Annotated in this window: 23 protein-coding genes and 1 pseudogene; 13 read left to right on the top strand and 11 right to left on the bottom strand. The window is 59.2% G+C overall.

What is annotated here, in order from left to right; translation table 11 throughout:
* Positions 1-69: 69 nt before the first annotated feature.
* From CWM57_RS10180 to CWM57_RS10160, 5 genes and pseudogenes are all read left to right on the top strand, one after another.
* The gene (locus CWM57_RS10180; RefSeq protein WP_100675950.1) at positions 70-1,089 is read left to right on the top strand and encodes a LacI family DNA-binding transcriptional regulator; all 1,020 of its coding nucleotides are present in this window, start codon (positions 70-72) and stop codon (positions 1,087-1,089) included.
* 429 nt (positions 1,090-1,518) lie between these two features.
* Positions 1,519-2,442 (top strand): sugar ABC transporter substrate-binding protein, encoded by a 924-nt coding sequence (locus CWM57_RS10175; RefSeq protein ID WP_002892597.1) that lies wholly within the window; start codon positions 1,519-1,521, stop codon positions 2,440-2,442.
* Between the two features lie 32 nt (positions 2,443-2,474).
* On the top strand, positions 2,475-3,959 hold the full coding sequence (locus CWM57_RS10170) for a sugar ABC transporter ATP-binding protein (RefSeq protein ID WP_004202401.1): 1,485 nt from the start codon (positions 2,475-2,477) through the stop codon (positions 3,957-3,959).
* A 19-nt stretch (positions 3,960-3,978) separates the two neighbouring features.
* Complete coding sequence (locus CWM57_RS10165; protein WP_004152946.1) at positions 3,979-5,001, top strand: ABC transporter permease; 1,023 nt, start codon at positions 3,979-3,981, stop codon at positions 4,999-5,001.
* 185 nt (positions 5,002-5,186) lie between these two features.
* A pseudogene (locus tag CWM57_RS10160) lies at positions 5,187-5,796 on the top strand (hypothetical protein).
* A 47-nt stretch (positions 5,797-5,843) separates the two neighbouring features.
* On the opposite strand, the gene CWM57_RS10155 reads toward CWM57_RS10160, so the two are convergent.
* From CWM57_RS10155 to CWM57_RS10135, 5 genes are all read right to left on the bottom strand, one after another.
* A complete protein-coding gene (locus tag CWM57_RS10155) occupies positions 5,844-6,854 on the bottom strand; it encodes a LacI family DNA-binding transcriptional regulator (RefSeq protein ID WP_162494424.1) in 1,011 nt (336 codons plus the stop codon).
* 23 nt (positions 6,855-6,877) lie between these two features.
* Positions 6,878-8,278: a sucrose-6-phosphate hydrolase gene (locus CWM57_RS10150; RefSeq protein ID WP_100631520.1), complete on the bottom strand. Its 1,401-nt coding sequence runs from the start codon at positions 8,276-8,278 to the stop codon at positions 6,878-6,880.
* Positions 8,278-9,648, bottom strand: coding sequence for a sucrose-specific PTS transporter subunit IIBC (locus tag CWM57_RS10145; protein ID WP_061155459.1), 1,371 nt, complete (start codon positions 9,646-9,648; stop codon positions 8,278-8,280). Before CWM57_RS10145 ends, CWM57_RS10150 begins: the two co-directional genes overlap by 1 nt.
* A gap of 104 nt (positions 9,649-9,752) precedes the next feature.
* On the bottom strand, positions 9,753-11,270 hold the full coding sequence (locus CWM57_RS10140) for a carbohydrate porin (protein WP_074386691.1): 1,518 nt from the start codon (positions 11,268-11,270) through the stop codon (positions 9,753-9,755).
* 167 nt (positions 11,271-11,437) lie between these two features.
* On the bottom strand, positions 11,438-12,361 hold the full coding sequence (locus CWM57_RS10135; RefSeq protein ID WP_100675948.1) for an aminoimidazole riboside kinase: 924 nt from the start codon (positions 12,359-12,361) through the stop codon (positions 11,438-11,440).
* Positions 12,362-12,599: 238 nt separating this feature from the next.
* Between CWM57_RS10135 and CWM57_RS10130 the strand changes: the two genes are divergently transcribed.
* The 3 genes from CWM57_RS10130 (at position 12,600) to CWM57_RS10120 (ending at position 14,862) form a co-directional block, all read left to right on the top strand.
* Positions 12,600-13,241 (top strand): helix-turn-helix domain-containing protein, encoded by a 642-nt coding sequence (locus CWM57_RS10130; protein ID WP_004151802.1) that lies wholly within the window; start codon positions 12,600-12,602, stop codon positions 13,239-13,241.
* Between the two features lie 134 nt (positions 13,242-13,375).
* On the top strand, positions 13,376-13,720 hold the full coding sequence (locus CWM57_RS10125) for a DUF3302 domain-containing protein (protein ID WP_100675946.1): 345 nt from the start codon (positions 13,376-13,378) through the stop codon (positions 13,718-13,720).
* Positions 13,720-14,862, top strand: a complete 1,143-nt coding sequence (locus CWM57_RS10120) for an HlyD family secretion protein (protein WP_100675945.1) — start codon at positions 13,720-13,722, stop codon at positions 14,860-14,862. The genes CWM57_RS10125 and CWM57_RS10120 overlap by 1 nt, the downstream gene beginning before the upstream one ends.
* Before the next feature lie 40 nt (positions 14,863-14,902).
* Here CWM57_RS10120 and CWM57_RS10115 read toward each other — a convergent pair whose 3' ends face one another.
* The 3 genes from CWM57_RS10115 to CWM57_RS10105 are packed head-to-tail and all read right to left on the bottom strand — an operon-like array spanning position 14,903 to position 17,904.
* Positions 14,903-15,700, bottom strand: coding sequence for an ABC transporter ATP-binding protein (locus CWM57_RS10115; protein ID WP_064179912.1), 798 nt, complete (start codon positions 15,698-15,700; stop codon positions 14,903-14,905).
* Positions 15,697-16,725, bottom strand: coding sequence for a FecCD family ABC transporter permease (locus CWM57_RS10110; protein WP_165784186.1), 1,029 nt, complete (start codon positions 16,723-16,725; stop codon positions 15,697-15,699). The genes CWM57_RS10115 and CWM57_RS10110 overlap by 4 nt, the downstream gene beginning before the upstream one ends.
* A 60-nt stretch (positions 16,726-16,785) precedes the next feature.
* On the bottom strand, positions 16,786-17,904 hold the full coding sequence (locus CWM57_RS10105; RefSeq protein WP_100675944.1) for an ABC transporter substrate-binding protein: 1,119 nt from the start codon (positions 17,902-17,904) through the stop codon (positions 16,786-16,788).
* A 271-nt stretch (positions 17,905-18,175) separates the two neighbouring features.
* Between CWM57_RS10105 and CWM57_RS10095 the strand changes: the two genes are divergently transcribed.
* On the top strand, positions 18,176-18,565 hold the full coding sequence (locus tag CWM57_RS10095; protein ID WP_061155451.1) for a hypothetical protein: 390 nt from the start codon (positions 18,176-18,178) through the stop codon (positions 18,563-18,565).
* A 171-nt stretch (positions 18,566-18,736) separates the two neighbouring features.
* Positions 18,737-19,192, top strand: coding sequence for an RcnB family protein (locus CWM57_RS10090; protein WP_061155450.1), 456 nt, complete (start codon positions 18,737-18,739; stop codon positions 19,190-19,192).
* Between the two features lie 60 nt (positions 19,193-19,252).
* Here the strand turns inward: CWM57_RS10090 and CWM57_RS10085 are convergent, their stop codons facing one another.
* The 3 genes from CWM57_RS10085 to CWM57_RS28175 all read right to left on the bottom strand — a co-directional run bounded on the left by CWM57_RS10085 (position 19,253) and on the right by CWM57_RS28175 (position 22,352).
* The gene (locus tag CWM57_RS10085) at positions 19,253-20,269 is read right to left on the bottom strand and encodes an ROK family transcriptional regulator (RefSeq protein WP_100675943.1); all 1,017 of its coding nucleotides are present in this window, start codon (positions 20,267-20,269) and stop codon (positions 19,253-19,255) included.
* 93 nt (positions 20,270-20,362) lie between these two features.
* Positions 20,363-21,907, bottom strand: coding sequence for a DUF1593 domain-containing protein (locus CWM57_RS10080; protein WP_227520641.1), 1,545 nt, complete (start codon positions 21,905-21,907; stop codon positions 20,363-20,365).
* Positions 21,908-22,070: 163 nt separating this feature from the next.
* Positions 22,071-22,352 (bottom strand): YSC84-related protein, encoded by a 282-nt coding sequence (locus CWM57_RS28175; RefSeq protein WP_229588915.1) that lies wholly within the window; start codon positions 22,350-22,352, stop codon positions 22,071-22,073.
* A gap of 540 nt (positions 22,353-22,892) precedes the next feature.
* Here CWM57_RS28175 and CWM57_RS10070 point away from each other — a divergent pair.
* The 3 genes from CWM57_RS10070 (at position 22,893) to CWM57_RS10060 (ending at position 25,948) form a co-directional block, all read left to right on the top strand.
* A complete protein-coding gene (locus CWM57_RS10070; RefSeq protein WP_100675941.1) occupies positions 22,893-24,071 on the top strand; it encodes a M20 aminoacylase family protein in 1,179 nt (392 codons plus the stop codon).
* A gap of 19 nt (positions 24,072-24,090) precedes the next feature.
* Positions 24,091-24,867 carry an ABC transporter substrate-binding protein gene (locus tag CWM57_RS10065; RefSeq protein WP_074386652.1) on the top strand — a complete coding sequence of 259 codons (777 nt, stop codon included), beginning with the start codon at positions 24,091-24,093 and terminating at the stop codon, positions 24,865-24,867.
* Between the two features lie 127 nt (positions 24,868-24,994).
* Positions 24,995-25,948 carry an aldo/keto reductase gene (locus CWM57_RS10060; protein WP_100675940.1) on the top strand — a complete coding sequence of 318 codons (954 nt, stop codon included), beginning with the start codon at positions 24,995-24,997 and terminating at the stop codon, positions 25,946-25,948.
* The last annotated feature ends 258 nt before the right edge of the window (positions 25,949-26,206 follow it).

Below are 26,206 nucleotides of genomic sequence, written 5' to 3'. Positions count from 1 at the left end.
ACCATAATCGGTTTGCTAAACTCACTGACACTGCCGTTTTGATGGATTTCCATCATGAAGAGAGGGGCGATGAAAAACATTTCACTGGCGATGCTGGCCAGACAGATTGGCGTCGGCGTGGCCACCGTTGACCGGGTGCTGAACGAACGCGGCGGCGTATCGCCGCAGACCACCCGCAAAGTGCTGCAGGCGGCGCGCGAGGCGGGGCTGAAGCGGATCCTGCCGGAGGAGCACCGCTTTCCCTGGCAGGTTGAGGTCTTTCTCAGCAGCAATGACTCGTTCTTCTTTCCCCAGCTGGCGCAGGATTTTGCCGCCGTGGCGGATAGCCTCGGCTATCGCCGTTTGACCCTGCACCGCACCTTTGTCCCGGAGTCGCAGCCGACGACGCTGGCCCGGCGCATTGTGCGCAGCTGCCAGCAGCGTCAGGGGATCATCGTCTTCGGCAATGACCATCCTGCGGTGCACGATGCGCTGCGCGGCTGCCGGGAGGCGGGCGTCCCGGCGATCACCCTGGCGACGGACCTGCCCGGCGCCGACCGACTCTGCCACGTGGGGATCAATCAGCTGCAGGCTGGCCGCACGGCGGGGTTAATGCTGGGGAGAATGACGCCGCGGCCCGGCGAGGTGCTGATGGTCAGCGGCCGGCAAGATTACAGCGCGCATCGCCTGCGCATTCAGGGGTTTCGCGAGGTGCTGAGCCAGCGCTTTCCCCACCTGCAGCTCAGCGACGTGCTGGCGGGTGAGGAGCGGCGGGAGCAGATCACCCGACTGCTGGAACAAGCCCTGTGTCGCGGCCGGAATATTGTTGGGATCTATAACACCGGGCTTGGCAATACCCAGATTGCCGAGGCGCTGGCCCGCCACCGCCGCGAAGGCGACGTCTGCTGGATCACCCATGAGCGTTACAACACCACCCGGCAGCAGCTGGCGAAGGGGAGTCTGGCGTTAACGCTCGATCAGAACACCCGCCAGCATGCCCAGCTGGCGATCGACCTGATGCTGCGCCATCTGGAGTCCGGCTACCAGCCGCAAACCTATGCCGACGGTAAAGTCGACTTTATCCTCTACAGCGCCGAAAACGTGGACTAAGGCGTGCGGGGCCTCCCTTTCTGACAACACGGATTTCCCCGGCGGGTAAAAGCCAACCCCGCCGGAAGCGATCGCTTCAAAGCGTTGTCTGCCTCTCATTTTTCGCTCATTTATGCGGCAATGTTAGATGTCTGTCAAAATTCTGTTACTGCATAGTTTTAAAATTTTCATTTCAGTTATTTACTTATAAAAGTTTCAAATGTCTTGTTAATGAAATAAATGGTCTGAAATCCAGAGCGCGGTGTAAATGGACTGACGTTTCAAAAAAGTGATGATAAAACAGCCGTTATTTGTGATTTAGATCACGAGGGAGTGCGAGAGGAACCGCAGTGCCGTCGACATCGCAGCAGACATTTGCCGCAACGTAACTGAAATTAATTTTTCATTTTGTTTCATTCACCGGCGTACCTACAAAATCAAGGATCAACTATGAATATTAAGAAAACGATTGTTGCCTCTTTGTTAGCCTGCATGCTGCCTGCGGTGGTTATGGCAAAAGACGTCTCTATTGGCGTCTCCATGGCGCTGTTTGACGATAACTTCCTGACGATCCTGCGGACCTCGATGCAAAAAGAGATGAAAAAAGATGGCGTTAAATCGCAGATCGAGGACGCGAAAGGAGATGTCTCCCAGCAGCTGCAGCAGGTGCAAAACTTTATCGGCCAGGGGGTGGACGCCATTATCGTCAACCCGGTGGATACCAACGCGGTGAAACCGATCATGGATCAGGCCACCAAAGCCGGGATCCCGCTGGTGTTTGTGAACCGTCGCCCGCAGGCGGAGCTGACCGACAAGATGGCCTATGTGGGGTCGGACTCTATCCTTGCTGGCCGTCTGCAGATGGAAGCGCTGGCGAAAGCGATGAACGGTAAGGGTAATGTGGCGATCCTGCTCGGCGACCTGGCGAATGAATCTACCCGCGACCGCACCAAAGGGGTGGAAGAGGTGGTGGCGAAATACCCGAACATCAAAATCGTCCAGAAGCAGACCGCGAAATTTACCCGCAATGACGCGGTGGACGTGGTCAGCAACTGGATGACCAGCGGTGAGGATATCCAGGCCATCGCCTCCAACAACGATGAAATGGCGATCGGCGCCCTGCAGGCACTGGGCAAAAACCCGAACCATATTCTCATCGCTGGCGTGGATGGCACTCCGGATGCGCTGCAGATGCTGAAGAGCGGCAAAATGATCGCCACCATCTTCCAGGATGCGAAAGGCCAGGGTGAAGGCGCAGTAGACGCGGCCATCAAGCTGGCGAATGGCGAGAAAGTAGAAAAAATCATCGACGTGCCGTATCAGCTGATCACCAAAGAGAACATGGCTGAATTTACTAACCGTAATCAGAAATAGTCCTGGCCAACCCGTGGTACGGAGGTGGATGTATGAACGCTTTTGCACTTGAAGCCGAAGGTATCAGTAAGTTCTTCCCCGGCGTGAAGGCGCTCGATAATGTCTCATTGCGCGTGCGTCCGGGAACGGTGCATGCCCTGATGGGCGAGAACGGCGCCGGCAAATCCACGCTGATGAAGTGCCTGATCGGTATCTATCGCCCCGATAAAGGATCGATTCGCGTGAAAGGGGAGCCGGTGGAGTTTACCGACACCATGGATGCGCTGCGCTCGGGGATCTCGATGATCCACCAGGAGCTCAATCTGGTGCCGCATATGACGGTGGCGGAGAATATCTGGCTGGGGCGCGAGCCGATGAAGTACGGCTTTGTCGACCACGGCCAGCTGACCCGCCAGACCCAGGCGCTGCTGGACAAGCTTAATATCCGCTTAACCGCCGACCGGCTGGTGGGTGACCTGAGCATCGCCGCCCAGCAGATGGTGGAGATTGCCAAAGCGGTCTCGTGGAATGCGGATATCGTGATCATGGATGAGCCCACCTCGGCGCTGACCGAAGGCGAGGTGGCTCACCTGTTCACCATCATCCGCGACCTGCGCGCCCAGGGTAAAGCGATCATCTATATCAGCCACAAAATGGATGAGATCTTTGCCATTACCGATGAGATCAGCGTGTTTCGCGACGGCACCTGGGTGGGGAGCAAAAACACCACCGAATTTACCCGCCAGTCGCTGATCACCCAGATGGTGGGCCGCGAATTAACTCAGCTGTTTCCGAAATTTAATAACACCATCGGCGAAGAGGTGCTGACGGTGCGCAACCTGACGCGCCAGGGCGTGTTCCATGACGTCAGTTTTACTGTACGCCGCGGTGAAATCCTTGGTGTAGCCGGGCTGGTGGGCGCCGGGCGCAGCGAGGTGATGGAAAGCCTGTTCGGTATGGAGCGCTTCGACAGCGGCGAAGTGCTGATCGACGGGGCGCCGGTGACCATTGATTCCCCCTCCGTGGCGATTGAAAAGGGGATGGCGCTATTAACCGAAGACCGCAAAAAGTCGGGCCTGTTTCTGGTGCTGTCGGTGCTGGAAAATATGAGTATCGTCAAAATGCCGGAATATATCGGCAAGAGCGGTTTTGTCCAGCACGTGAAAATGGCCGAAGACTGCATGGAGCAAATTCGCCGGCTCAATATTAAAACGCCGACGATGGATCAAATTATTAATAACCTCAGCGGGGGGAATCAGCAAAAAGTCCTGATTGCGCGCTGGCTGTTAGCGCAACCGAAAATCTTAATTCTCGATGAGCCGACCCGCGGTATCGACGTCGGGGCGAAGGCGGAGATTTATCATCTGATCAGTGAACTGGCGAATCGGGGGGTGGCGGTCATTATGGTCTCCTCTGAGCTGCCGGAAATCCTTGGCATGAGTGATCGGGTTATGGTGATGCATGAAGGCCGTATCACCGGCATCCTGGAAAAAGACGAAGCCGACCAGGAAACCATTTTGTCGTTGGCATCCCATTGAGGCACAGAGAATGAGTAATATGAAATTAACGGCGGCTCCGGCCAGCGAGGGTTCCTCCTTCTTCGCTAATTTGCGGCATAAAATGCCGAAAGATACCGGCATCTTTGTGGTGATGCTGGTGATTGCCCTGACTTTTGAAATTGCCGGCTGGTATGTTCGCGACCAGTCGTTCCTGCTCAATACCAACCGCCTGGTGCTGATTGTGCTGCAGGTGGCGATCATCGGCATCATCGCCGTCGGCGTCACCCAGGTGATCATTACCACCGGGATTGACCTCTCCTCCGGCTCGGTTATCGCCCTTGCGGCGGTGGTGGCGGCGAGCCTGGCGCAAACTTCCGACAGCCTGTCGCCGATGTTCCCGGCGCTGGTCAACCTGCCGGCGGTGATCCCCATTTGCGCGGGGATCGGCGTCGGCCTGCTGTGCGGGCTGACCAACGGTTTTCTGGTGACGCGGACCGGTATTCCGCCGTTTATTGCCACCCTCGGGATGATGGTTTCGGCGCGCGGTCTGGCGCAGTATTACACCCAGGGCAACCCGATCAGCTTCCTCTCCGACAGCTTTACGGCGATAGGCCAGGGGGCGATGCCGGTGATTATCTTCTTCGTGATCGCCGCCGTGTTTCACATTGCGCTGAAGCATACCCGTTATGGCAAATATGTGTATGCCATCGGCGGCAACATGACCTCGGCCAAAGTGTCCGGCATCAACGTGAATAAGTACCTGGTGATTGTCTACACCATCGCCGGGGCGCTCTCCGGGCTGGCGGGGGTGGTGCTGGCGGCGCGCGTCAGCAGCGGCCAGTCGAGCATGGGGATGTCCTACGAGCTGGACGCGATTGCCGCCGCGGTGATCGGCGGCAGCAGCCTGATGGGCGGGGTGGGGCGCATTACCGGCACCCTGATTGGCGCGATGATCCTTGGCCTGATCAAAAGCGGTTTTACCTTTGTCGGCGTCGATGCCTATGTGCAGGATATTATTAAGGGCATCATTATCGTCGCCGCGGTGACCATCGACATGCGTCGCAACCGGAAAAAACACTAATCTTATCAACGGGCGGCAGCGGCGAAGGATGTCGTTGCCGCCCGTCCTGTCCAGAAATAAACAAAATACGCCCCGCCAGGCGCGGCCTGTCTGTTTTGCCCACGCGGCTCATCCTGTACAGTTTTGCCACTTCCGTTGTCTATTCGTCAGGGGGCCCACGCGTGGCCTCCGGTTTCTGGAGTTGTATGAATACACCATCCGTTGTCAAATCCTCGCCGCTCTGGCGACCGGCAAGCAGAGGCATTATCGTCACGCTGATCGCCGGACTGGCGATCCTGGCGCTCGGTCGGGGCGTGAATTTGCCGGCCAGAGAGGTTTACCGTGAGATGCAGACCCGCCAGCTGGAGGAGGATGCGCAGTGGGTGGCGCAACGCCTTGAGCGGCGAATGAACACGCCGGCGCCGCAGCGGGAAGCCGCCTGGCCGTTGGCGGCGATGCGCGCCGAACTCCATACCCTCGCCCGGCAGCGGCATTATCAACTGCTGCTGGTGAATGGCGACGGGCATCTGCTGGCGGCGTCGCATGCGCTGCCGGCCAGCGTACTGGCCCAGGTGCAGGCGCAGTTCCCCGGGGAGATGCAGCCGCCGCTGTTCGGCAGCCACTACCAGACTATCCAGCCTTTCGCCCCGCACCAGCGGATGTTAACCCGCGCGCTGAACGGCGAGGCGGGGCTAACGGGCTGGAATCTGGTGGTGCTGGCGCCGGACGGCGGATTGCCCTCGTTACTGATGGCTTACCGCTGGCCGGTGACGATCGGCCTGGGCATGCTGTTTGCCGGTGCGCTGCTGGCGGTGAGGCAGGCAGCGCGCGCCCGGCGAAAACGCTAATTGCCGACGGCGCCGTCAGGGATGGCGAAACTGCAGGGTGGCGGGGAGGTAGCGCTGGAGCGGCTCCGGCGCCTGGCCGTCGATCAGCTGGCTGAGCAGATCGTAGCAGTGCCAGGCCAGCTGGCGATTATCCTGCTGCACGGTATCAATGCGCAGGGAAAGCGAATCATACAGGTAGTGATCGTCGAAGCTGGCGAGATGAATATTGGAGTCCAGCAGATGATGCTGGCTCATGTAGCGCAGGACCCCTTCGAGCAGTCCGCAGGCCGCGGTAAATAAGGCCTTCGGCGGACGTCCCAGCCGCGCGCAGAGCGCCGCGAACATCTCATACCCGGAGCTGGGGTGGTAGTTACCGTTGATCACCCACTCAGGGCGCAGCGTGACCCCCGCCTGAGCCAGGCCTTGCGTGAATCCCGCCAGCCGGTCGCGCGACGGCGACAGCCGCGGCTGGCCGCCGAGAAACCAGAACTCGTCCGCATGCTGAGGCGCAATGCGGGAGATCAGCTCGGCGGTTGGGGTCACCGAGTCGGTCATCACCAGCGGCAGGGCGCTGTCGCTGGGGGAGCGGTCAAACAGCACCACCGGCAGCTGTTCGCTGAGCTTCAGGTAGTCGGCATCGCTGTGCATGCACGAGGCGACGATCAGCCCGTCGACCTGGCGGGCAATCATATTATTGACCACCACGCTCTCCTGGCCGGGGTTTTCGTCGGTGCAGGAGATAAGCAGCTGCACGCCAGCTTCCCGGCAGAGCGTCTCAAGCTCATGGGAGAAAACGGCAAACCCGTAGTTGGTGATCTCCGGTACCACCAGGCCAATGGTATGGCTGCGGTTATCGCGCAGCGAGCGCGCATGAATGCTGGGCTGATAGTGCTGCTCGCGGGCGATCGCCAGCACGCGCTCGCGCGTCTCCTGCGCCACGCGCAGCTCTTTGCCACGGCCGTTGAGCACCAGACTGGCGGTCGCTTTTGAGACGCCCGCCAGTTCGGCGATATCTTTGATAGTTACGCGTTTGGTTTTCATCACCACTCAGGAGCCTGAAAGCAAAACGCTTATACTACCATGCATGGCCGCAGCAGCCAGCGGCAGAATGCCACCGGCGTCGCACCGCTGAAGATTAACTGCCCCGGATAGCCCGGGAAGAAGCGGCTGCTCATCACCCCTTCGCCATCGTTGATGAAAATTTCCACGCTGGAGCGGTCGATAAAGATCCGCAGGCGCCGCGCTTCGCCGCGCCAGTAGCGGTGATGCATCTCGGCGGTCTGCAGCCCGCGGCGCGACAGACGCAGGCCGTCGCGGTTGACGGTGAGCTGCAGGGCGCCGGCAAAGTCCAGCCCCAGCGTACTGTTGGGGGCGATGTCAAAGGCCAGCTCCATCGGGGCGAGGGGCAGGGTCTGCCCGCGCCAGCCCTGGGCTTCCTCGCGCAGAGCGGCCAGCTCGCGCAGCGGGCGCTGATACAGGGTGCCCGCCTGCCACTCCAGCTCGCGCACGCAGGTCATCTGGTGGATCCATCCCTGTGCGCGGGTGGGTTGATGCATCTCTTCCCCGTCCGGGACGCCCATCCAGCCGACCAGCAGACGGCGGCCATCCTCGGCCAGCATGGTCTGCGGCGCGTAGAACTCAAACCCGCTGTCCAGCTCGTGCAGCGGGCCGTGGTCGAAGGTGCCGCGTTCGGCGTCGAAGCGGCCTGCCATCCACACCGCCGGATAGGTATTGAGAAAGCGCTGCGCTTCGCGGGCCAGCCCCTGCGGGCAGCAGATCAGCAGGTGGGTATCCGCCAGCGGAAAGAGATCCGGGCACTCCCACATATAGCCGCCGTTCGCCAGACCGTTAACGCCATGTCCGGCGATCTCGCCCACCAGGCGCCACTCCCGCAGATCGCTGGCGGTAAACAGCAGCACTTTACCGTGCTGTTGCAAATCCTGCGCCCCGAGGACCATGTACCAGCGCCCGTCCTGCTGCCACACCTTGGGGTCGCGCACATGGCCGGTGTAACCGTCAGGGAGCGGCAGCACCGGCCCCAGCTTGCGGAAGGTGCCATCGGCATTCTCTGTCGCCAGGCACTGCCAGGCGGTGCGCCCGCCGTCGGGGAATTTCACGTTGCCGGTGTAGCACAGAGTCAGGGTGCCCTCGAACTCGACCGCGCTGCCGGAGTAGCAGCCGTTGCGGTCATACTCTTCGTCCGGCATCAGAGCGATAGGTTCATGCCGCCAGTGCAGCAGATCGGCAGAGCTCCAGTGTCCCCAGCACTTATAGGTATGGTCGCAGGCGAGCGGGTTCCACTGATAAAACAGGTGGTAACGCCCGGCGACTTGGCAAAAGCCGTTGGGATCGTTCAGCAGTCCGCTAACCGGCGCCAGATGCCATTGCGGATAATGGCTGTCGGCCAGCGCCTGCGGCTGGCCCTGCATAACGGCCTGCAGGATCGCAGGCAGGCGTGACGGTAATGACATTATTCAGCGTCCGTTTTGTATTTCAGCGTCAGAGAAAGCATGAAGGCCACGGCGAAGGCGATCGCCATACCGATAATGTAGTTCAGCAGCGAACTGGCCTGCACGATGGCCATCCCCGGGATCGCCGTCAGGCCCACCGCGGTCATGTAGACGTGCATCGACACCACCCAGGCGCCGCCGGCAGCACCGCCCACCAGCGCAGCGATGAACGGCTTCACGAAGCGCAGGTTAATCCCGAAGATTGCCGCTTCCGTGATCCCCAGCATCGCCGAAAACGCCGACGGCAGGGAGATGGCTTTGATTTTGGCATCTTTGGTTTTAAACCACACCGCAAAGCAGGCACCGCCCTGAGCGACGTTGGCCATCGCCCAGATCGGCAGCAGGAAGTTGACGCCAATCGACGGGTTGCCCAGCAGTCCGGCCTCAATGGCGTGGAAGCTGTGATGGATACCGGTGATGACGATCACCGAGTAGAGGCCGCCGAACAGCAGTCCCGCCAGCCAGCCGGCGTGGCTGATAAGCGTGCTGAGGATAAACGAAATGCCGTCGCCGAGCGCACGACCGGCCGGGCCGATCAGCAGCAGGGCGATAAAGCCGGAGATAATTACCGTCAGGAACGGGGTGAGGATCAGGTCCAGCGCGTCAGGGATAACGCGGCGCAGCTGTTTTTCGACAATGCTCATAAACCACACCGCCAGCAGCACCGGGAAGACGGTGCCCTGGTAGCCGATCATCGCCACTTCGATACCGAAGAAATTCATGGTGTGGAAGCCGGCGGCGACGCCCCAGGCGTTGGTCAGCGCCGGGTGGGTCAGGATCCCGCCGAGGGTCGCGCCCAGATAAGGGTTACCGCCAAATTCGCGGGCGGCGGTAAAGCCGATCAGGATCGGCAGAATGATAAACGCCGCCGAGCTGCACATATCCAGCATGATATAGATAGCGTTGCTCGGGTCGACCCAGCCGTAGGTTTTCACCATCCCCAGCAGGCCCATCAGCAGGCCGGAGGCGACGATGGCGGGAATGATCGGTACGAAAATGTTGGACAGCAGGCGGGCGATGCGCTGGAACGGGTTCAGCTTTTTCGCGGCCAGGTCGGCGGCTTCGGATTTGCTTGATTCGCTGATGCCTGCGGCCTGGATAAAGGCGGCATAGACTTTATTGACCACCCCGGTACCGAAGATGATCTGCATCTGTCCGGCATTGCGAAAGCAGCCTTTCACCCCGTCGATTTTGCCAATGGCCTGTTGGTCGGCGAGCGCGTCGTCGACCAGCACCAGCCGCAGGCGGGTGGCGCAGTGCGCGGCGCTGGCGATATTTTCCTTGCCGCCCAACAGGGGAAGCAGTGAGCGGGAAATCTGATCAAAATCCATAGTACCCTCTGAATGCATGATGATATGGCGTGGGCGGTGCCGGCCGTGGCAGGCACCGCGAACCTTATATTTATGTGTTACTTACCCTGTCGTCCGGGTTACCGTCAGAACCAGGTCTCCATTTGCATACCGAACGACCATTCGCCGCCCGATTTGAACCCGTTGCTGCCTAATGCATCATCGTTGGCGTAGTTATCCAGTTTTTTGCTCCAGTCCATCCACGATGTATAGAAGCGGATCTCCGGACGCGAGAAGAAGTCGCCGATGCTGCCCACCTTGAAGGTTGGGGCGAAGGTCAGCTTGTAGAAGCTGCCGTTCACCGCGTGGCGATCGTTGTAGCCTTCAGGCTGCAGATCCATGTACTGATAGCTGCCCTCCCAGGCGAGGGCGAAGTTCTGCGTCACTTCCTGAATCAGACGCAGGTTGAGAGTGGCCCACTGATAGCTGTCGCCATCGACATAACGATCTTTACTGCTCTGCGCCAGCACGGCCGGGGCAATAAACCAGCGATCGCTCAGCGGCGTCGTGCCGTAGCTGGCGAAGCGCCAGGTATTGGCCCCCGGGCGCAGCGCACCGTCGGAGCCGATACCTTTAACCTCGGCGCCCAGCCCGTGGCCATACAGCAGGGCCGTTTTGCTGGTCCCGTCGCGCAGGCCATAGAAGCTCTCATTGTGCAGGCCCAGCAGAGCATGGACCCCGGTGTTAGCGGCATCGCCTTTCACCAGATTGCCGTTCGTGTCCTGGCGTTCGTCATTATCTTTCGCCCGCATCCCGCTGACCATCATCTGCACCGGGCCGACAAAGTTATTCATGCTGACGATATAGTTCTGCACGCTGTTGCTGCTGTCAGCGATATCGCCAAAGTTGCGGCCGTATAACGAGAAGTTGCTGCGCAGGCTGTCGTTCCATTTCACGTCGTAGATCCCGCCGCCGGTCCCGGCGAGGAACACCACATCCGAGTCAATCCAGTGGATGTCGAAGTTGTCGCGGTCAAAGCGTTTCCCGGCCCACAGGGTCGAGCCTTTGAACGGTCCTTCGAAGGTCGGCAGATTGCCCAGCTCGACAAACGCCTGGCGCACGTTCAGGTCGCTGCTGCTTGCCGTCCAGTCGTTATAGGTGGTCTGCCCGTCGGCCACCATCACTTTGAAACGGGTGGTTGCCCCGTTGTCCAGGGTCTGCTTATGTTCGAGGTTCATTTCCACATAGGTGTCGGCCTGGTTACCCAGACGACCAATGGCGCCGCCGGTCTCCCCGGCGGGCGTCATATAAGCGCCGGATTTGGTGCTGGCGGCCGAGTCGTTCATGATCACGCCGGAACGAGCATAGCCGTGGAACTCAAAGCCGCCGGGCCGTTCGGCTTTTTCTTCTAACTGAGTGGTGCGCTTGGCCACCTGCTGAGTGGTGACCTGGGTTTGCTGCTGCTGCTGGGTTAACTGTTGAACTTTCTGCTCCGCCGAGGCGGCACGGCTTTCGGCAGTGCTGGCGCGGGTTTCGGCGTCCTGCAGGCGTTTTTCCAGAGCGGCAAGACGCGCTTCAATGCTGTTCAGGTCTGTCTGCCCATGGGCGGCGGCGGTGCCGGTTAGCAAAGCAATAAGAATGGCTAACTTCCGTTTTTTATACATGCTGTTGACATCCAAAGGTGAAAATCAGTGAGTGTACTAACTTTTGCTAAACCGGTTTAGTTAATATGGTAAACATGTCGGTAACGCGGTGAAAATAAAAATTGCTAAACCGGTTTAAGAATTGTGATGTCGCCAGCAAAGTGGGCCGTTACGCCGGCCCAACGGGATCAAAACGGCTGCTGAAGATCGTCCCTGAACGGCAGGGCGGTCATGGCGCCTTTGGCGGTGGTGGCCAGCGCGCCGCAGGTTTGCGCCAGCGTAAGGTCGGGAGCCAGCGCGGCGAGGTTGTCAGGGATACCGTGGGCGGCGAGGCCGGCGAGCAGCCCGGCGACAAAGGCATCGCCGGCGCCGGTGGTATCAACGGCCACCACCGGGCGAGCGGGGAAGTGGCTAACCTGCCCGCGCAGGGCGGCCTGGACCCCCGCTTTGCCCTGGGTCACCAGCAGCAGCGTCGGCTGGAAGCGGGCATTGAGGCGGGCGATGCCGCTGACGATGTCGTCACTGCCGCTGACAAAGGCCAGCTCCTCTTCCGAGAGTTTTATGGCGTCGGCGAGGGCCAGCGCCCGGTCGAGACAGTCACGCAGGTCCTGCGGATCCTGCCACAGGTCGCTGCGGATATTGGGGTCGAAGCTGACATAGCCCCCGGCGCGTTTTATCGCCTCCATTGCCGCGAATGCCGTGCTGCGGCTTGGCTCCGCGCTGAGGGCGATGGAGCAGACGTGCAGCCACTGGCCGGCGGCAAACGGCGGGAGATCCTCGGGCTGAAGAAACAGATCGGCGCTCGGACGGACCATAAAGGTAAAGGTGCGCTCCCCGTGCTGATCGAGATCGACCACCACCGTGGAGGTGCGCTGCGCGGCGTCGAGGCGCATATAATTCACATCGACCTTCTCCTGCGCCAGGGTGTGACGCATAAAGCGGCCGAAGGGATCGTCGCCGACGCGGCCAATAAAGCCGCTGTCGCCGCCGAGCCGCGCCACGCCGACCGCGACGTTGGCTGGCGCACCGCCAGGGCATTGCAGCAGGCGGCCCTCTCCATCGGGCAGGAGATCGACGACCGCATCGCCGAGTACCCAGATTTTTCCATTCATTCGACAAACTCCTCTTAGCTAAACTCTATTAAACCGGTTTAGCTAATTAAAGCATAGCCCACCGGTAAGCGGAACGATCGGGTCACGAAACAGGGAGGCGAGGGTAAAAAATGTGACCCAGGCGGAATATTTCGCCACTCCAGATCTGGACTTTTTCTTCCCCACCCGCTTAGGTATAGTTCAACAGGTCGCGGTTAGCCCCACCGCGGTGACCAAAGGTAAAGGAGTGCGCAGCGCGATGAACCCCAGTTTTGGCGATATTTACGATCGGTACCAGAAGCTGACGCTGACCACGCATCTGCCGGCGGTGATCGCCTGCAGTGAAACGCTGAGTTTGGGCAAAGACCAGGGCTTTATTCCGCAGCCGGGCTATCTCTACTTTCTGCTGCAGGGGCAAATGACGCTGGCCTTTGGCGATGAGCAGAACCTGGTCGGGATTGTTATCGCGCATATGCCGTTAGGATTACTGGAACATTATTGTCCGTCGGTCGCGCTCTATTATCAGTGCCTGGGCGAGTGCCAGTTGGCGAAAATAACCGCCAGCGATTTTGAGCGAATATTCTTTCATTCGTCGCCGGGCTATATGCAAGAGCTGACCACGATCCTGGCCTATATGGGCATATTTGCCCTTGATGCGCACTATGAACGCGGTAGCCAGACGAGTTTTCAGACCATTAAATCGATGCTGTCGCGCTATTTATATCGCGGCGAAATTGATGGTGGCCAGCATGAGAGCCTGTCGGCATTTATTATTAAACGAACCAATCTCTCGCGCAGCTATGTGTACCAGGTGCTGGCCGCGCTGCGCGAGGGGGGATATATCACGGTGAAAAAAGGCAAGCTGATCTCTATCGACCGTCATATTCCTGAGAAATTCTGAACCCGATTCGGCAGATTGACGCCATCACGTTGCTATTACCACCTGGGAAAGCGCTAAGCGCGCTTTTTCCCCGGCCCCGTTACGTCTGAATCTGGCTATTTTATTTAGTTAACCTTTCACTCTGGAGTTATTTTATGACCCTGGATTATGTTGCGCTGGCCATTCTGATCGCCGTGGCCTTAATACTTTTTTATGGCGTCATTGTTATTCACGATATTCCTTATGAAATCGCTAAAGAGCGGCGCCATCCTCATCAGGATGCGATCCATTATGCCGGTTGGGTCAGCTTATTTACCCTGCACGCGCTGTGGCCTTTGTTATGGATCTGGGCGACGCTGTGGCGCGAAGACCGCGGGTGGGGGATGCGCCGCATCGCCGATGACCAGCTGGCGCTGCATCAGCGTCTGGAAACGGTAGTCCAGCAGCTGGAACAGGTCCAGCGCGAGGTGGATGCGCTCAAAACGAAGGAGGCAAACTAATGGAAACGTTAATGTTGCTGACCTACGCCGCGCTGTGCATCGTGGTGTTTAACGTTTTTCGCATCCCGCTCAATAAGTGGACCGTGCCGACGGCGGTGCTCGGCGGTATTGCCCTGATTGGCGCGGTGATCTTCGGGATGAACTACAACTTCCCCTATACCGACGTCGGTAATCAGGTGTTCCGCACCGTGCCGATTGTGTCGCAGGTGCGCGGTCGGGTGCAGAGCGTACCGGTGAAGCCTAACCAGATGCTGCATAAGGGCGATGTGCTGTTTACCCTCGACCCGACGCCGTTCCAGGCGAAAGTGGACGATCTGCAGGCGCAGATAAAAGCGGCCAGTCAGGATGCGCTCTCCTTAAACGCGGCGTTAAGCCAGGCGCAGGCCGAGCTGAGCAGAGCGGTGGCCCAGCGCGACCAGTCGCGGCGAGAGTATGCCCGCTATCGGGAGGGCCATGCCCAGGGCGCCTTCTCCGATCAAATGGTTGATACCCGTCTGCAGACGTGGAAAGCCGATGAAGCCAGCGTTAGCTCGGCTCAGGCGAAGGTGGTTCAGGCGCGTAATGCGCTGGACTCGGTGGTGAAGGGCAAAAATACCACCGTGGCCTCCCTGCTGGCGCAGCTGCAAAAGGCGCAGTTTCAGCTGGAGAACACCGTCGTCCGCGCCCCGGAGGATGGTTATGTCAGTACCGTCGGCTTACGGCCGGGCACCATGTCCACTGCGCTGGGGATGATCCCGCTGATGACCTTTGTGCCGGTGGAGGGCGCCGCCTCGCGGGAGTACGTCGCGGCATTTCGCCAGAACGCCCTGCAGCGTCTGCACAAAGGCGAGCCCGCGGAGCTGATGTTTCCGGCTATCCCGGGCACCGTCTTTCGCGGAGAAGTGGCTGACGTGCTGCCGGCGATTGGCGAGAGCCAGTTCCAGGGGCAGGGCAAACTGCTGACCACGGATGCGCTCAATACCCACGGCCGGGCGCTGGTGGTGCTGAAGGTGACCGATCCGCGATTTGCCGAATACGCTCTGCCGCAGGGGGCCACCCTTGAGGCGGCGGTCTACTCGGAACACCTGAAAGAGCTGTCGCTGATCCGGAAGATCCTGATCCGCATGAAGAGCTGGGAAAACTATATCTATCTCGATCACTAAGCCGGTGGGCGCGGGGCGGACGTGCCGCCCCGCGCCGCAGTCAGGCCTCGCTGTCCACCAGGCCGTCAATAATCACCTGCCGCACCCCCTGCGAACAGGGTTCAATACGCCCGCGGACCCCATAGACCGCCGCCAGAGTCTCGGGGGTGATGACCGCGGCCGGGGTGCCGTCGCCGAGCAGATGGCCCGCCTTGAGCATCAGCACGTGGTCGGCGTGACGCAGGGCAATATTGATATCGTGCACCACCACCAGGGTTACGATGTTGCGCCGCCGGGTCTCCCGGCGCACCAGATCCATCACGTGAAACTGGTAGTTGAGGTCAAGGGCGCTGAGCGGTTCGTCGAGCAGCAGCAGGCGCGGCTGGCGGATCAGCGACTGGGCGAGACCCACCAACTGCTTTTGCCCGCCGGAAAGCTGATCGAGGTAGCTCATCGCCAGGTGGGCAATCCCCAGCTGTCGCAGCAGCGCCATCACCTCCTCCTGGTGCTGCGGACTGTGGCGTCCTCCGGCGGCGCGCTGGGCAACGATAATCGACTCCAGCACATGCAGATGCACGCCGGCGGGCAGCGTCTGCGGAAGATAGACCACCTGCTCTGCGCGACGTGAGAACGGCTGCGTCAGCAGATTTTCCCCCTCCAGCAGCAGCTCGCCGCGGCAGGGGCCCAGACCCGCCATCGCCCGCATTAACGTTGATTTACCGCTGCCGTTTGGCCCCAGCAGCGCGGTGATTTTCCCGCGCGGCAGATGGGGAACCGTCAGGTTCTCGATCACCTTGCGTCTGGGGTAGCCGGCGCTGAAGTGAGACAGCGACAGCCCGGATAACGTCTGGTCGCTCATACCTGCCCCCGATGACGTAAAATAATGCTCAAAAAGAACGGGACCCCGACCAGGGAAGTGACGATCCCCACCGGAATAATGGCCCCCGGGATCAGGTTCTTCGAGGCGATGGAGGCCAGGGAGAGCACCAGGGCGCCGATCAGTGCGCTGGCGGGCAGATAAAAGCGATGGTCTTCGCCGAAGAGCATCCGCGCAATATGCGGCGCCACCAGGCCGATAAAGCCGATTGGCCCGACAAAAGCCACCGAAAGCGCCGACAGAATGCTGATCCGCAGCAGCGTGGTCAGGCGCAGACGGCGAACGTTAATGCCAAAGCTGATGGCCCGATCCTCGCCCAGCCGCAGGGCGGTCAGCTTCCACGCGCTGCGCAGCGACAGGGGCATCACCAGCGCCAGGGCGACCAGCAGGATGGCGACTTTGCTCCAGGAGGCGCGGTCGATGCTGCCCATGGTCCAGAACACCAGCCCCTGCAGCGTGTCTTCGTTGGCGATGAACTGCAGCATCGAGACCAGGGCGTTAAAGGTAAAGACCAGCGCGATGCCGAACAGGATGACGCCGGAGGTGGCCACCTGGGTCCAGCGGGTGATGCCGTCCAGCAGCAGGGCCGCCAGCAGGGCGAAGATAAAGGCGTTGGCCGAGATAAACCACTGGCCGGGAATACCGGGCAGGCCAATACCCAGCACAATCGCCAGCGCGGCGCCAAACGCCGCAGCCGAGGAGACGCCCAGGGTAAACGGGCTGGCCAGCGGGTTATTGAGGATGGTCTGCATTTCGGCGCCGGCCAGTCCCAGCGCCAGACCGACGATAATCGCCATCACCGCATAGGGCAGACGGATATCCCAGACGATGGCGCGCGTGCCCGGATCGGCGCTGGCCGGATCGGTTAACGTCTGCCACAGGCTCTGCAGCGGCAGACCGGAGGGGCCGAGCATAAAATCGAGCAGCAGCGACGCGACAATCAACAGCGCCAGCAGGAGCATCAGCAGCAGGCGGCGACGCAGGATACGGCGATAATCATCTATCACGCCAGAGGTCCCGGCGGGCAGCCCGTCGAGCACGGAGTCGGAGGTTAAACGCATGCCGGATTACTCGCTCTGCTGCCAGGAGAAGACGAACGGCTGGTCCGGCAGGTCGGTGAAATGGCGCACGATATAATGGTAAGTCTCATCCGGGTTGAGATCGCCGAAGGCCTGCGGGTAGATGTCTTTCGCCAGGTATTCCATGCCGACAATATTCCACGGGTGGTTATAGAAGTGGTGATAGACGCCATAGGCCCGCTTTTCCTGTACCGCCGGGATCTGGCTGACCCCAGGTCGCGCCAGCAGGATCTGCGCCTGGGCCTTCACTGCCTCCGGCTTAACCTCATAACCCAGGGGCAGCACCTGGCTATTGCCGCGCTTCGAGCCAGTCATGATCCAGGCGTCGGGCTTCATGCTGATGATTTTCTCCAGCGAGACGAACCCGGAGGCGCCCGGCAGCAGCTGCGAACCGATATTGTTCGCCCCGACCGCCTCCACCAGCCCGCCCCAGCCGCTGTGGCCGTGGGTAAAGCAGCAGGCGTCGCTGTTGCCGGCCAGCGCTTCCACGAAGACGTTGGCCTTCGGCGTGATGGCCGCGGTTTTCTGGCGAATCGTCTGCAGCTGCTGACGATAGTAATCGGTAAAGGCTTTGGCCTGGCTCTCGCGGTTAAGGACTTTGCCCAGCAGGTCGATGCTGGGGGCGGTATCTTTCGCCGGGTCGATCTCATAGTCGACAAACAGCACCGGAACGTGCAGGGCGCTGAGCTTGTCGATGACGCCACTCTCCATCAGCGCTGGCCTGGCGCGTAGCTGAGCGATCATCAGATCCGGCTGACGGGCGATGACGCTTTCAAGATCGACATTCCCTTTGTCGCTGAAGCCCATGTCAAGGATCGTGGCCGACTGCGGCCACCTCGTTTTCAGCATCTGCCAGGTGGCAACGTCCTGCTTTTTCGCCAGATTATTCCATGCCACCAGCCGTTTAAACGGATCGTCCCGGTCCAGCAGGGCGAGGGTCATAATGTCGCGGCCATCCTGCAAAATAATACGCTGCGGCTCTTTGGACAGGGTGACCTGGCGGCCGTCAAGGTCGGTGACCGTCAGGGGATATTGGGTCGCATAGCTGAAAAGGGGAGTCGCGATCAGCGCAGTAAGCAACAGCGATCTTACTGATTTTCTTGCCATAAAAGGAGTTCCGTTTGCCAATTTATAAATATAATGATTCTGAGAAGTATTCTCGAATGAACATCAACGGCAAGTATATCAAGGGCAAATTTCATAAAATGTAACAAACATGTTGGAAATTATGCCAACGCCGACAGGGCGCGCGCGGCGGCAGCATTTTCTGCCATGGCTGGAGGTCGAAGACGTTTTTCAGGCTAATTCCTAATGTCATCCCCGGTTCGTTGTGCCATCCTGAATGCGACTCATAACACGACACGTGAGAGAGGATATTATGAAAAAAGCAATGATTGCGTTATCGGCTATTCTGGTTGCAGCTCCGGTTTTTGCTGCGACAACACATGCAACAGATGATACCGTCGCGGCGGCGAATGCCAACGCCAACACCGCCAAAGAGAAGCTGCACCAGGCCCAGCATGAGGGCGAAGAGCAGCAGTTGAAGGCGAAACACGCCGCCGAAGGCAAGCAGGACAGCGTCGGCAGCCAGGTGAGCGAAGGCGCGCAGAAAACCTGGAACAAGACCAAAGAAGGCACCGAGAAGGGGTGGGATAAGACCAAAGAGGCCAGTGAAAAAGGCTGGAACGCCACCAAATCCGGTGCAGAAAAGGGCTGGGATAAAACCAAAACCGGCGCCGAAGAGTTAAAAAATAAAGTGACTGAATAAGTCCTTTTACCCGTCTGAATAGAGGTCGCGAGAGCGGCCTTTTTTATTGCCCCGCCATCAGCACCACCTTTTCCCGATAGCCGACGATACCAGGAATCATCCTGGTTAACCAGATACTCACTCTTTCTTCACATTTTCCCGGTACAAAAGACCTCAATCAGGAGGTGTACTATGAAAAAGATGATTTCTCTGGCAGTAATTTTATCGTGTGTGCTGAGCGTCCCGGCCTTTGCCGATGGCCCGAACGACGGCCATCGCCCGGGGCAGCCAACGGTCTGGCAGAACGGCCAGGACCATGATGGGCATGCGCCGCAGGGCGGACCTGACGCGCATCATCAGGGCGACCATGACCAGCGTGGCCCGGATCGCGACGGTCATGACAATCGCGATCAGGGGCGTCATGAGCAGGATCATTTCGCCTGGCGCGGTAACGATTTCCGTAAAGGCCACCCGGCTCCGGCGTCGTTCCGTGGCGATGAATATCGCGTCCGCGACTGGAGCGACCGCGGCCTGCCGCGCCCGCCGGAAGGCCATCACTGGTCCTATATCGACGGTAACTATGTGCTGATCGCCGCGGCGACCGGGATCATCACCTCGATTCTGGTGAGCGGCGCCCTCGGCCACTAAACGCGCTGCTCGATGCGCTTTTCTGCGACGCCGGGTCAGGGAACACCTGATCCGGTTTTTTTACGCCAGCTGCGCGGTGATGGCATCTGAGCTGAGCTGGACCAGCCCTTGCCAGCCATAGTTATGCCCGGTTTTGTCGTGGTGTAAGGTAATCTCGCGAATATGACGGTTTGGACTGGCGGCCAGCATCTTCTGCGTCAATGGCAAAATCTCGTCGCCATAATCTTCAAAGAGTTCGCCAGTGGCGATAACCAGCCGTATGTTGTGGATCGGCGCAGTGCAGCAGATGGCGAAGTACAGGGCGTTAGCGGTTTTCTGAATGCCGGCCGCCTTATTCGCCGGGTTAACGTTAAACGCCTGCTCCAGACCACCCTCATAAGGCAAGTGGACAATTTCCGGGTAAAACCCGTTCTCGCCCAGTCCCGGTACGCCGTGAGTGCAATAGCCAAAACCGAGACTACCAAAACCCGGCATAAACGCGATCCAGGAGCGGCCCGGCCAGCGTTTAGCCAGCAGATAGGTCGTGCAGTGGGCGATATTATAAATGCGGGTGGGAAGGCCGAGACGCTGCTCAATGTGTGCCATCAGCGTAATATTTTCATCGGGGAAGAGGGGGCAGTAGCGCACTACGCCAGTGGTATGCTCAATCCCGCCCTGCAGCGCAATGCTCACCACGTTAATACGCTCAACTGCCAGAGAGGCCTGCAGACATAGCGCCTGGACACCTTTGGCAATTAACTGGGTCAGTTCGTCGGGCGTCATGATGTCCGGCAGGCTGAACTGCTCGCTGGCCAGCGGGGCGTTCAGCGTCCGATAGTCGTTCAGCGTTGCCTGAAAGCTCCCCCGGCGCAACATAATATTGATGCTCCAGGCACAGCCCTCTTTGACGGCCAGGCACTGCTGTGGGCGACCAAACGACGTATCCTTCACATCCCGCTCTTCGATTAAGCCCTCTTCCAGCAGTCGGGCGGTCAGTTTAGTGATGTACGCTTTGGTGACGCCCAGACGCCGGGTCATCTCCGCCCGCGATTCGTTTTCACTGTGCAAGATATTGAGGATCTGCTGTCGGTAGTCCACGCGATTCCGCCCTTAATGACCATGAGTCGAGGCCTCATCATATCATCCAGCCCGTGTGAGTGCGGGCTGGAAAAGTGGTGGACGCCAGCAGGACTAGTTGACGGTGACGATCACCCGGCGATAGGAGGTCAGTGCGGGCGTGCCGTTATCCGTCACCGCGAGGATGAGGTGTTCGGTGCCCTGGCGTAACGCTTTGACCTCGGTGCGCGATTGCCTTTGTTCACTCAGGGCCAGCACTGCCGGCGCCTGCAGATTATCCTCACCGCGACGGCCCTGAACATCGCTTACCGCCACCGGTTGCGAACTGGCGGAGCCGGCTTCCGGATAGAGGAACCATTGATAATGGAGCATGTTACCATCCGGATCTTTGCTGCCCTCGGCGCTCAGCTTCAGGGTTTCCCCCACGGTGGTCGTCAGCAGTAGTGCTGCCTGCCCGCTGTCGCCGTTAACCACCACCTGCGGATTGTGGTTGGCTGAAGCATAATCTTTGATAGTCCAGTCCATACGGGCAGCAAAATCATGCTGAAAAGCTTCGCGCCAGCGCCAGATTGTTGCCTGATTGGACGTGTACTGCTTTCCGTCGACGCCGGTCACGGTATCGGCAGCATTCGGGTTGCCTGGATAAAAATCGCCGCCGCTGCTCCAGACTGGACGTGTTTCATGCTGGGGCTGGCGGACAATGTAACGCCCGCCCCAGCCTCCCCAGCCGGGATTTCGCTCGCTATTAAGACCGTTGCGGATGAGCCCAAGGAAGGCGGGCGTATCGCCTTCCATAATAAACAAATACTGCAGATAGCCTTTACCCATCGGCCCCTTACTGCGGATATTTTGATCCAGCCAGTGCTGGGAGACGGTGGTGAAATCCGCTCCTGGCGCGTTGCGATAATATTTATCGCCGCTGATGCCGGTCCAGGTGGCGCGAGCGTAGTCTTCACCATTCTGACTGGAGGGATCGACGATATAGGTGATTGCCGGATAGTGCGCACGGATCCAGAAACCTGCGTCATCCTGATCGGAAATCGAATAAACCACCAGATTGCCGGTGAGAGCGGCTACCGTGCTGGCTGGATGTTTTGCGCTCAGATCTTGTAATGCCTGTGCCAGCGTATTGGCACCGCCCCACAGATTGATATAGAGCGGGTGATGGGTATCAGTGCTCTTTTCGATGGCGCGAACCAACAGGTCGGAGCCAGCGGTATTCTTCCCCTTGCCCGTGGCGGCCAGACCGTAACCCGCAAGTCCGGGGGCGACAACCTTTTCCAGTTGACTCTGCGTCGGGAAGCCCGCCGCATGTTTCAGTAAATTAGGCTGTACCTCACCGTAATGGCCGAGCACCAGGTCAATCATATCGGTATGGACTTTCTCCCGCTGCCAGGTTGAGGTGGTTGCCACCAGCCCCTCAATGTTCATTTCATTGGCGTAGAGTAAAAAGCGGGTCAGCGACATCTGATCGTCGGGCTCGTTACCAATATCCGTCAGGACAAAGACACGGGGCGTGGTCTGATAGGGCACCACTTTGGCGGCTATCTCAGAGATGGCATTGTCGGCGGCGTTGACCGCCAGTGGCGCGCAGAGTGCGAGAATGCCTGTCATTGCCAGGCTAATCCCCCTGGCGATCCGGCTGGGACGTGGATTCATGATGTGACCTCGTGGTTACGTTTGCCATAGAAAGTGACAACAACATAGTTAACTGAGGAAACAAAGTAAAAAAGAAAAGAGAGGGAGTGTGACCAGGCTAGCAGTTTGCGCCGTTGGGCCGCGAGCAAATACGGTCCGCACGATGACCGTGCGGACATGAAAGCTACGGGTTCAGCGCATCATCCGGCCAGTATTTATAACCATTGATCATTGCCTGGGCGGCCAGCCCTTTTTCGGTCAGGTCGTAGACGTTGACCTTCGAGGGTAGGGAGGCGGTATCTGACGCCACGCCGCTGGTGGAGGCTGCGATCGGCGCGATGCCTTTGTCATCATATTTTGCAGCGGCGTTCGCATCGGCGCCAACCATGTATCCCTGGCGGATAAAGGTCTCCAGGGCCGCTTTATCATGGAAAACCAGCACTGTGCGCTGCTGCTTAATCCCCATCCCCAGGCCGGCGCCGCCCTGGGCCATTTTCATATAGGTGTCCTTCCCGGTGGCCTTATTCCGCACCACGCCGTAACCGCTGCCAAACCCGAACAGCAGGATCTTGCTGCTGTTATTGGCAAACACCGCATACCCCTTCGCATGCTGAATATCACTGCGGGCCTCAGGCTGCAGGGCGTAAAGCTTGTTGAGGGTTTCGCTGCGCATCTTCTGGATGCTGGCCCGCTGCTGGCTGGCGGTATCGCCCTGCGCGCTGCAGCCCGCTAGCATGACGATGGCGGCGAGGGAAAGCGTCTGTAATTTCATACACGTTTATTTTATTTAAATCTGAATATGGTCGGGAATGGTAGGTTAAATAACGGTAAATCCTCCATAAAATAAACGTTTATTTTTAAATTTCACTATTTTGATTATTTATTACTCTGTGATGTGCGGATTATTAAATAAGATGAGTTCATTCCAGCTATTAGAAATGCTGCTTGCATAAAGTTTCCACCACGATACCGTGTTAAGTTCTTAATTTATTTCCCGGAGAACGGCATGAGTGATTATGTAATTCCAGAAATTAAAGCGACGGAAGCGGAAATGATTTCTATCCGTCATTATTTACATGCCAATCCGGAATTAAGTCTTGAAGAGTTTAATACCAGTGAACTGGTCGCCAGCAAGCTGGCGGAGTGGGGCTATCAGGTCACCCGCGGCCTCGGTAAAACCGGCGTCGTCGGTAGCCTGAGCAAAGGCGATTCGCCGCGTACTATTGGCCTGCGCGCCGATATGGACGCGCTGCCGATCCATGAAACTACTGATTTGCCCTGGGCCAGTACGGTACCCGGAAAAATGCACGCCTGCGGCCATGACGGCCACACCACCATTCTGCTGGCGGCGGCAAAATACATCGCCTCGCCGGCCTGCCAGTTTAACGGCACGGTGCATCTGATCTTCCAGCCGGCGGAAGAGGCTATCGGCGGCGCCGATTTAATGATTAAAGACGGCCTGTTCGAGCAGTTCCCCTGCGAACGCATCTTTGGTCTGCACAACATGCCAGGGCTGCCGGTGGGCAAGCTGGGCTTCTATGCCGGCAACTTTATGGCCTCGGCGGACACCGTCAAAATTACGATTACCGGCTACGGCGGCCACGGCGCCCATCCGGAGCGAACCGTCGACCCGATCGTCGCCGGTGCGGCGCTGGTGATGGCCCTGCAGAGCATCGTGGCGCGCAACGTGCCGCCGGGGGAAACGGCAGTGGTCAGCGTCGGTACTTTCCAGGCTGGTATCGCCTCCAACGTCATTCCGGAGAGCGTGGTGATGGAGCTGAGCGTGCGGGCGATGAAGCCGGACATTCGCGACCTGCTGATCAAGCGTATTCACGAGCTCGCTGAATTTACCGCCAAAAGCTATGGCGCCAGCAGCGCCGTGGAGGTTTACGACTCCTACCCGGTATTGACCAACAGTCCCGAAGAGACCGATTTCGCCCGGGCGCTGGCGCTGGAGGTGTTTGGCCGCGAGGGGGTTCTGGAGTCGGTCTCGCCGATGAACGCCAGCGAGGATTTCGCCTTTATGCTGCGCGAACGCCCGGGCAGCTACTTCCTGCTCGGCAACGGTGAGAAAGGGGAGAAGGGCGGTTGCATGGTGCACAACCCCGGCTACGACTTTAACGATGACATTATCACCACCGGCGCGACGCTGTTCGCCCGCCTGGTGGAAAAGCACTGTCGCTAATCTCAGGAGAAGAACGCGAATGAAAAAATCACTGTTGCTATGGCTGGCATTAATGGCGTCGACGTCGGCGCTGGCCGAAGGGGGAAAGGAGATCCGCTTCGGCGTCGACCCGACTTTCGCGCCGTTTGAATGGAAAGATCCGCAGGGCAAGCTGGCGGGGTTTGATATCGATTTAGGCAACGCCATTTGCCAGCAGTTGCAGGCGAAATGCGTGTGGGTGGAAAGCAATTTCGACGGCATAATCCCGGCGCTGAAGGCGCGTAAATTCGACGCGATCCTTTCCGGGATGTACATGACCGAGAAGCGCAAAGAGCAGATTGCCTTTAGCGACAAGCTATATAACGGGCCGGTGTTCCTCGTGGCGCGTAAAAATACCCTGCAGGGCAATACGCCGGAACAGCTGAAGGGCAAAACCATCGGCGTGGAGCAGGGATCGGCGCAGGAAACTTATGTTAACCAGCACTGGCGGCCGCAGGGGATTAACATTGTGGCCTACCAGGGGGCCGATAGCGTGGTGCGTGACCTGGAGTCCGGGCGCATCGACGGCGCGGTGCTCTCCGGGATGATGGCCGACTACAGCTTCCTGCAGCAGCCGCAGGGTAAGGAATTTGCCTTTGTCGGCGGCCATCTGCAGGACGATACGCTGTTTGGCGCCGGGGCGGCGATCGGCTTGCGTAAAGACGATGAGGCACTGCGTCAGGAAATTAACGGCGCGATTGCGAAGATTCTTGCCGACGGCACCTATAAAAAATTAGCCGGCAAATATTTTAGCTTTGATGTTTATTCCGGGACATAATGTCTGAGTGTACCTGCGGGCGTGGAGCGCCCGCCGTAAGATTCCTTTTCTGATTATCCAATCACCTCCTCTCCTGACCCCTGCGGTTACCTGAGGGAAGCAGAATATAAGCTAAGGAGTACTCGGCATGATGACACGTCCCTTGGGCAAAACCGGATTTTCCATCGCCCCATTAGTCTTTGGCGGCAACGTCTTTGGCTGGACCATCGATGAAAAAACCAGTTTTGCTCTTCTTGATGCTTTTGTTGACCACGGATTTGACGCTATCGATACGGCGGATGTTTATTCCCGCTGGGCGGAAGGCAACCAGGGCGGCGAATCCGAAACCATCATCGGCCGCTGGCTGCAGGCGCGCCCCGGCATGCGTGATAAGGTCAAAATCTTCACCAAAGTCGGCTCCGATTTAGGCCTCCCCGGCCATAAAGGGCTCAGCAAAGCCTGGATCCAACAGGCGGTAGACGACTCCCTGCGCCGCCTGAATACCGACTATATCGACCTCTATTTCTCCCACTGGCCGGATCCGCTAACCCCGGTGGCGGAAACGCTGGAGGCTTTCCACAGCCTGCAGCAGGCCGGGAAAATCCGCGCGATGGGGGCCTCTAACCTGGATGCGATGCAGCTGGCGGGGGCGCTGGAGGTAGCGCGTAAAGGCGGCTTGCCTGCCTGGCAGGTGCTGCAGCCAGAATATAACCTCTACCACCGCTCCGCGTTTGAAGGCGCGCTGTGCGATCTCTGCGTCAGCCGCGATATCGGGGTGGTGACCTACTACAGCCTGGCCTCTGGGTTCTTAACCGGTAAGTACCGCCAGCCGTCGGATCTGGCGCAGAGCCAGCGCGGAAGCGGGATTGGTAAGTATCTGAATCCACGCGGGATGCGGATTATCGATACCCTGGTGGCGGTCGCGGACGAGCAGGGCGTGAAACCGGCAGAGGTGGCGCTGGCGTGGTTGATCGGCCGCGAAGGCGTGACCGCGCCGATCGCCAGCGCCACCAGCGTGGCTCAGGTGGAGAGTTTTGCCCGCGCGGCGGCGCTGAGCCTGAGCGCGGAGCAAGTGGCGCGACTGGACAGCGCCAGCGCCTGAGTCAACCCCTCTCCCCGGCGGGGAGAGGGAGAAGGGCAATAAAGCGGCTCCGTGCCTGATGCCATCGCCCGGTGGCGCTGCGCTTACCGGGCCTACGCGGTGTGCTCCTGTGAGAGGCCCCGGTAGGCCGGGTAAGGCGTAGCCGCCACCCGGCACTAAAGCGGCTCCGTGCCTGATGCCATCGCCCGGTGGCGCTGCGCTTACCGGGCCTACGCGGTGTGCTCCTGTGAGAGGCCCCGGTAGGCCGGGTAAGGCGTA

Origin of the sequence: Klebsiella sp. G-Nf4, from assembly GCF_002810615.1 — a bacterium.
Taxonomy (GTDB): Bacteria; Pseudomonadota; Gammaproteobacteria; order Enterobacterales; family Enterobacteriaceae; genus Klebsiella; species Klebsiella variicola.
This window is presented reverse-complemented; position numbering and strand designations above follow the sequence as displayed.

Excerpts from the sequence above, each read along its gene's own strand:
- CWM57_RS10165 (WP_004152946.1), top strand. The coding sequence starts at position 3,979 with ATGAAATTAACGGCGGCTCCGGCCAGCGAGGGTTCCTCCTTCTTCGCT.
- CWM57_RS10175 (WP_002892597.1), top strand. The coding sequence starts at position 1,519 with ATGAATATTAAGAAAACGATTGTTGCCTCTTTGTTAGCCTGCATGCTG.
- CWM57_RS10070 (WP_100675941.1), top strand. The coding sequence starts at position 22,893 with ATGAGTGATTATGTAATTCCAGAAATTAAAGCGACGGAAGCGGAAATG.
- CWM57_RS10135 (WP_100675948.1), bottom strand. The coding sequence starts at position 12,361 with ATGAATGGAAAAATCTGGGTACTCGGCGATGCGGTCGTCGATCTCCTG.
- CWM57_RS10090 (WP_061155450.1), top strand. The coding sequence starts at position 18,737 with ATGAAAAAGATGATTTCTCTGGCAGTAATTTTATCGTGTGTGCTGAGC.
- CWM57_RS28175 (WP_229588915.1), bottom strand. The coding sequence starts at position 22,352 with ATGGGGATTAAGCAGCAGCGCACAGTGCTGGTTTTCCATGATAAAGCG.
- CWM57_RS10115 (WP_064179912.1), bottom strand. The coding sequence starts at position 15,700 with ATGAGCGACCAGACGTTATCCGGGCTGTCGCTGTCTCACTTCAGCGCC.
- CWM57_RS10105 (WP_100675944.1), bottom strand. The coding sequence starts at position 17,904 with ATGGCAAGAAAATCAGTAAGATCGCTGTTGCTTACTGCGCTGATCGCG.
- CWM57_RS10060 (WP_100675940.1), top strand. The coding sequence starts at position 24,995 with ATGATGACACGTCCCTTGGGCAAAACCGGATTTTCCATCGCCCCATTA.
- CWM57_RS10065 (WP_074386652.1), top strand. The coding sequence starts at position 24,091 with ATGAAAAAATCACTGTTGCTATGGCTGGCATTAATGGCGTCGACGTCG.
- CWM57_RS10080 (WP_227520641.1), bottom strand. The coding sequence starts at position 21,907 with ATGAATCCACGTCCCAGCCGGATCGCCAGGGGGATTAGCCTGGCAATG.
- CWM57_RS10095 (WP_061155451.1), top strand. The coding sequence starts at position 18,176 with ATGAAAAAAGCAATGATTGCGTTATCGGCTATTCTGGTTGCAGCTCCG.
- CWM57_RS10125 (WP_100675946.1), top strand. The coding sequence starts at position 13,376 with ATGACCCTGGATTATGTTGCGCTGGCCATTCTGATCGCCGTGGCCTTA.
- CWM57_RS10170 (WP_004202401.1), top strand. The coding sequence starts at position 2,475 with ATGAACGCTTTTGCACTTGAAGCCGAAGGTATCAGTAAGTTCTTCCCC.
- CWM57_RS10180 (WP_100675950.1), top strand. The coding sequence starts at position 70 with ATGAAAAACATTTCACTGGCGATGCTGGCCAGACAGATTGGCGTCGGC.
- CWM57_RS10150 (WP_100631520.1), bottom strand. The coding sequence starts at position 8,278 with ATGTCATTACCGTCACGCCTGCCTGCGATCCTGCAGGCCGTTATGCAG.
- CWM57_RS10140 (WP_074386691.1), bottom strand. The coding sequence starts at position 11,270 with ATGTATAAAAAACGGAAGTTAGCCATTCTTATTGCTTTGCTAACCGGC.
- CWM57_RS10130 (WP_004151802.1), top strand. The coding sequence starts at position 12,600 with ATGAACCCCAGTTTTGGCGATATTTACGATCGGTACCAGAAGCTGACG.
- CWM57_RS10145 (WP_061155459.1), bottom strand. The coding sequence starts at position 9,648 with ATGGATTTTGATCAGATTTCCCGCTCACTGCTTCCCCTGTTGGGCGGC.
- CWM57_RS10120 (WP_100675945.1), top strand. The coding sequence starts at position 13,720 with ATGGAAACGTTAATGTTGCTGACCTACGCCGCGCTGTGCATCGTGGTG.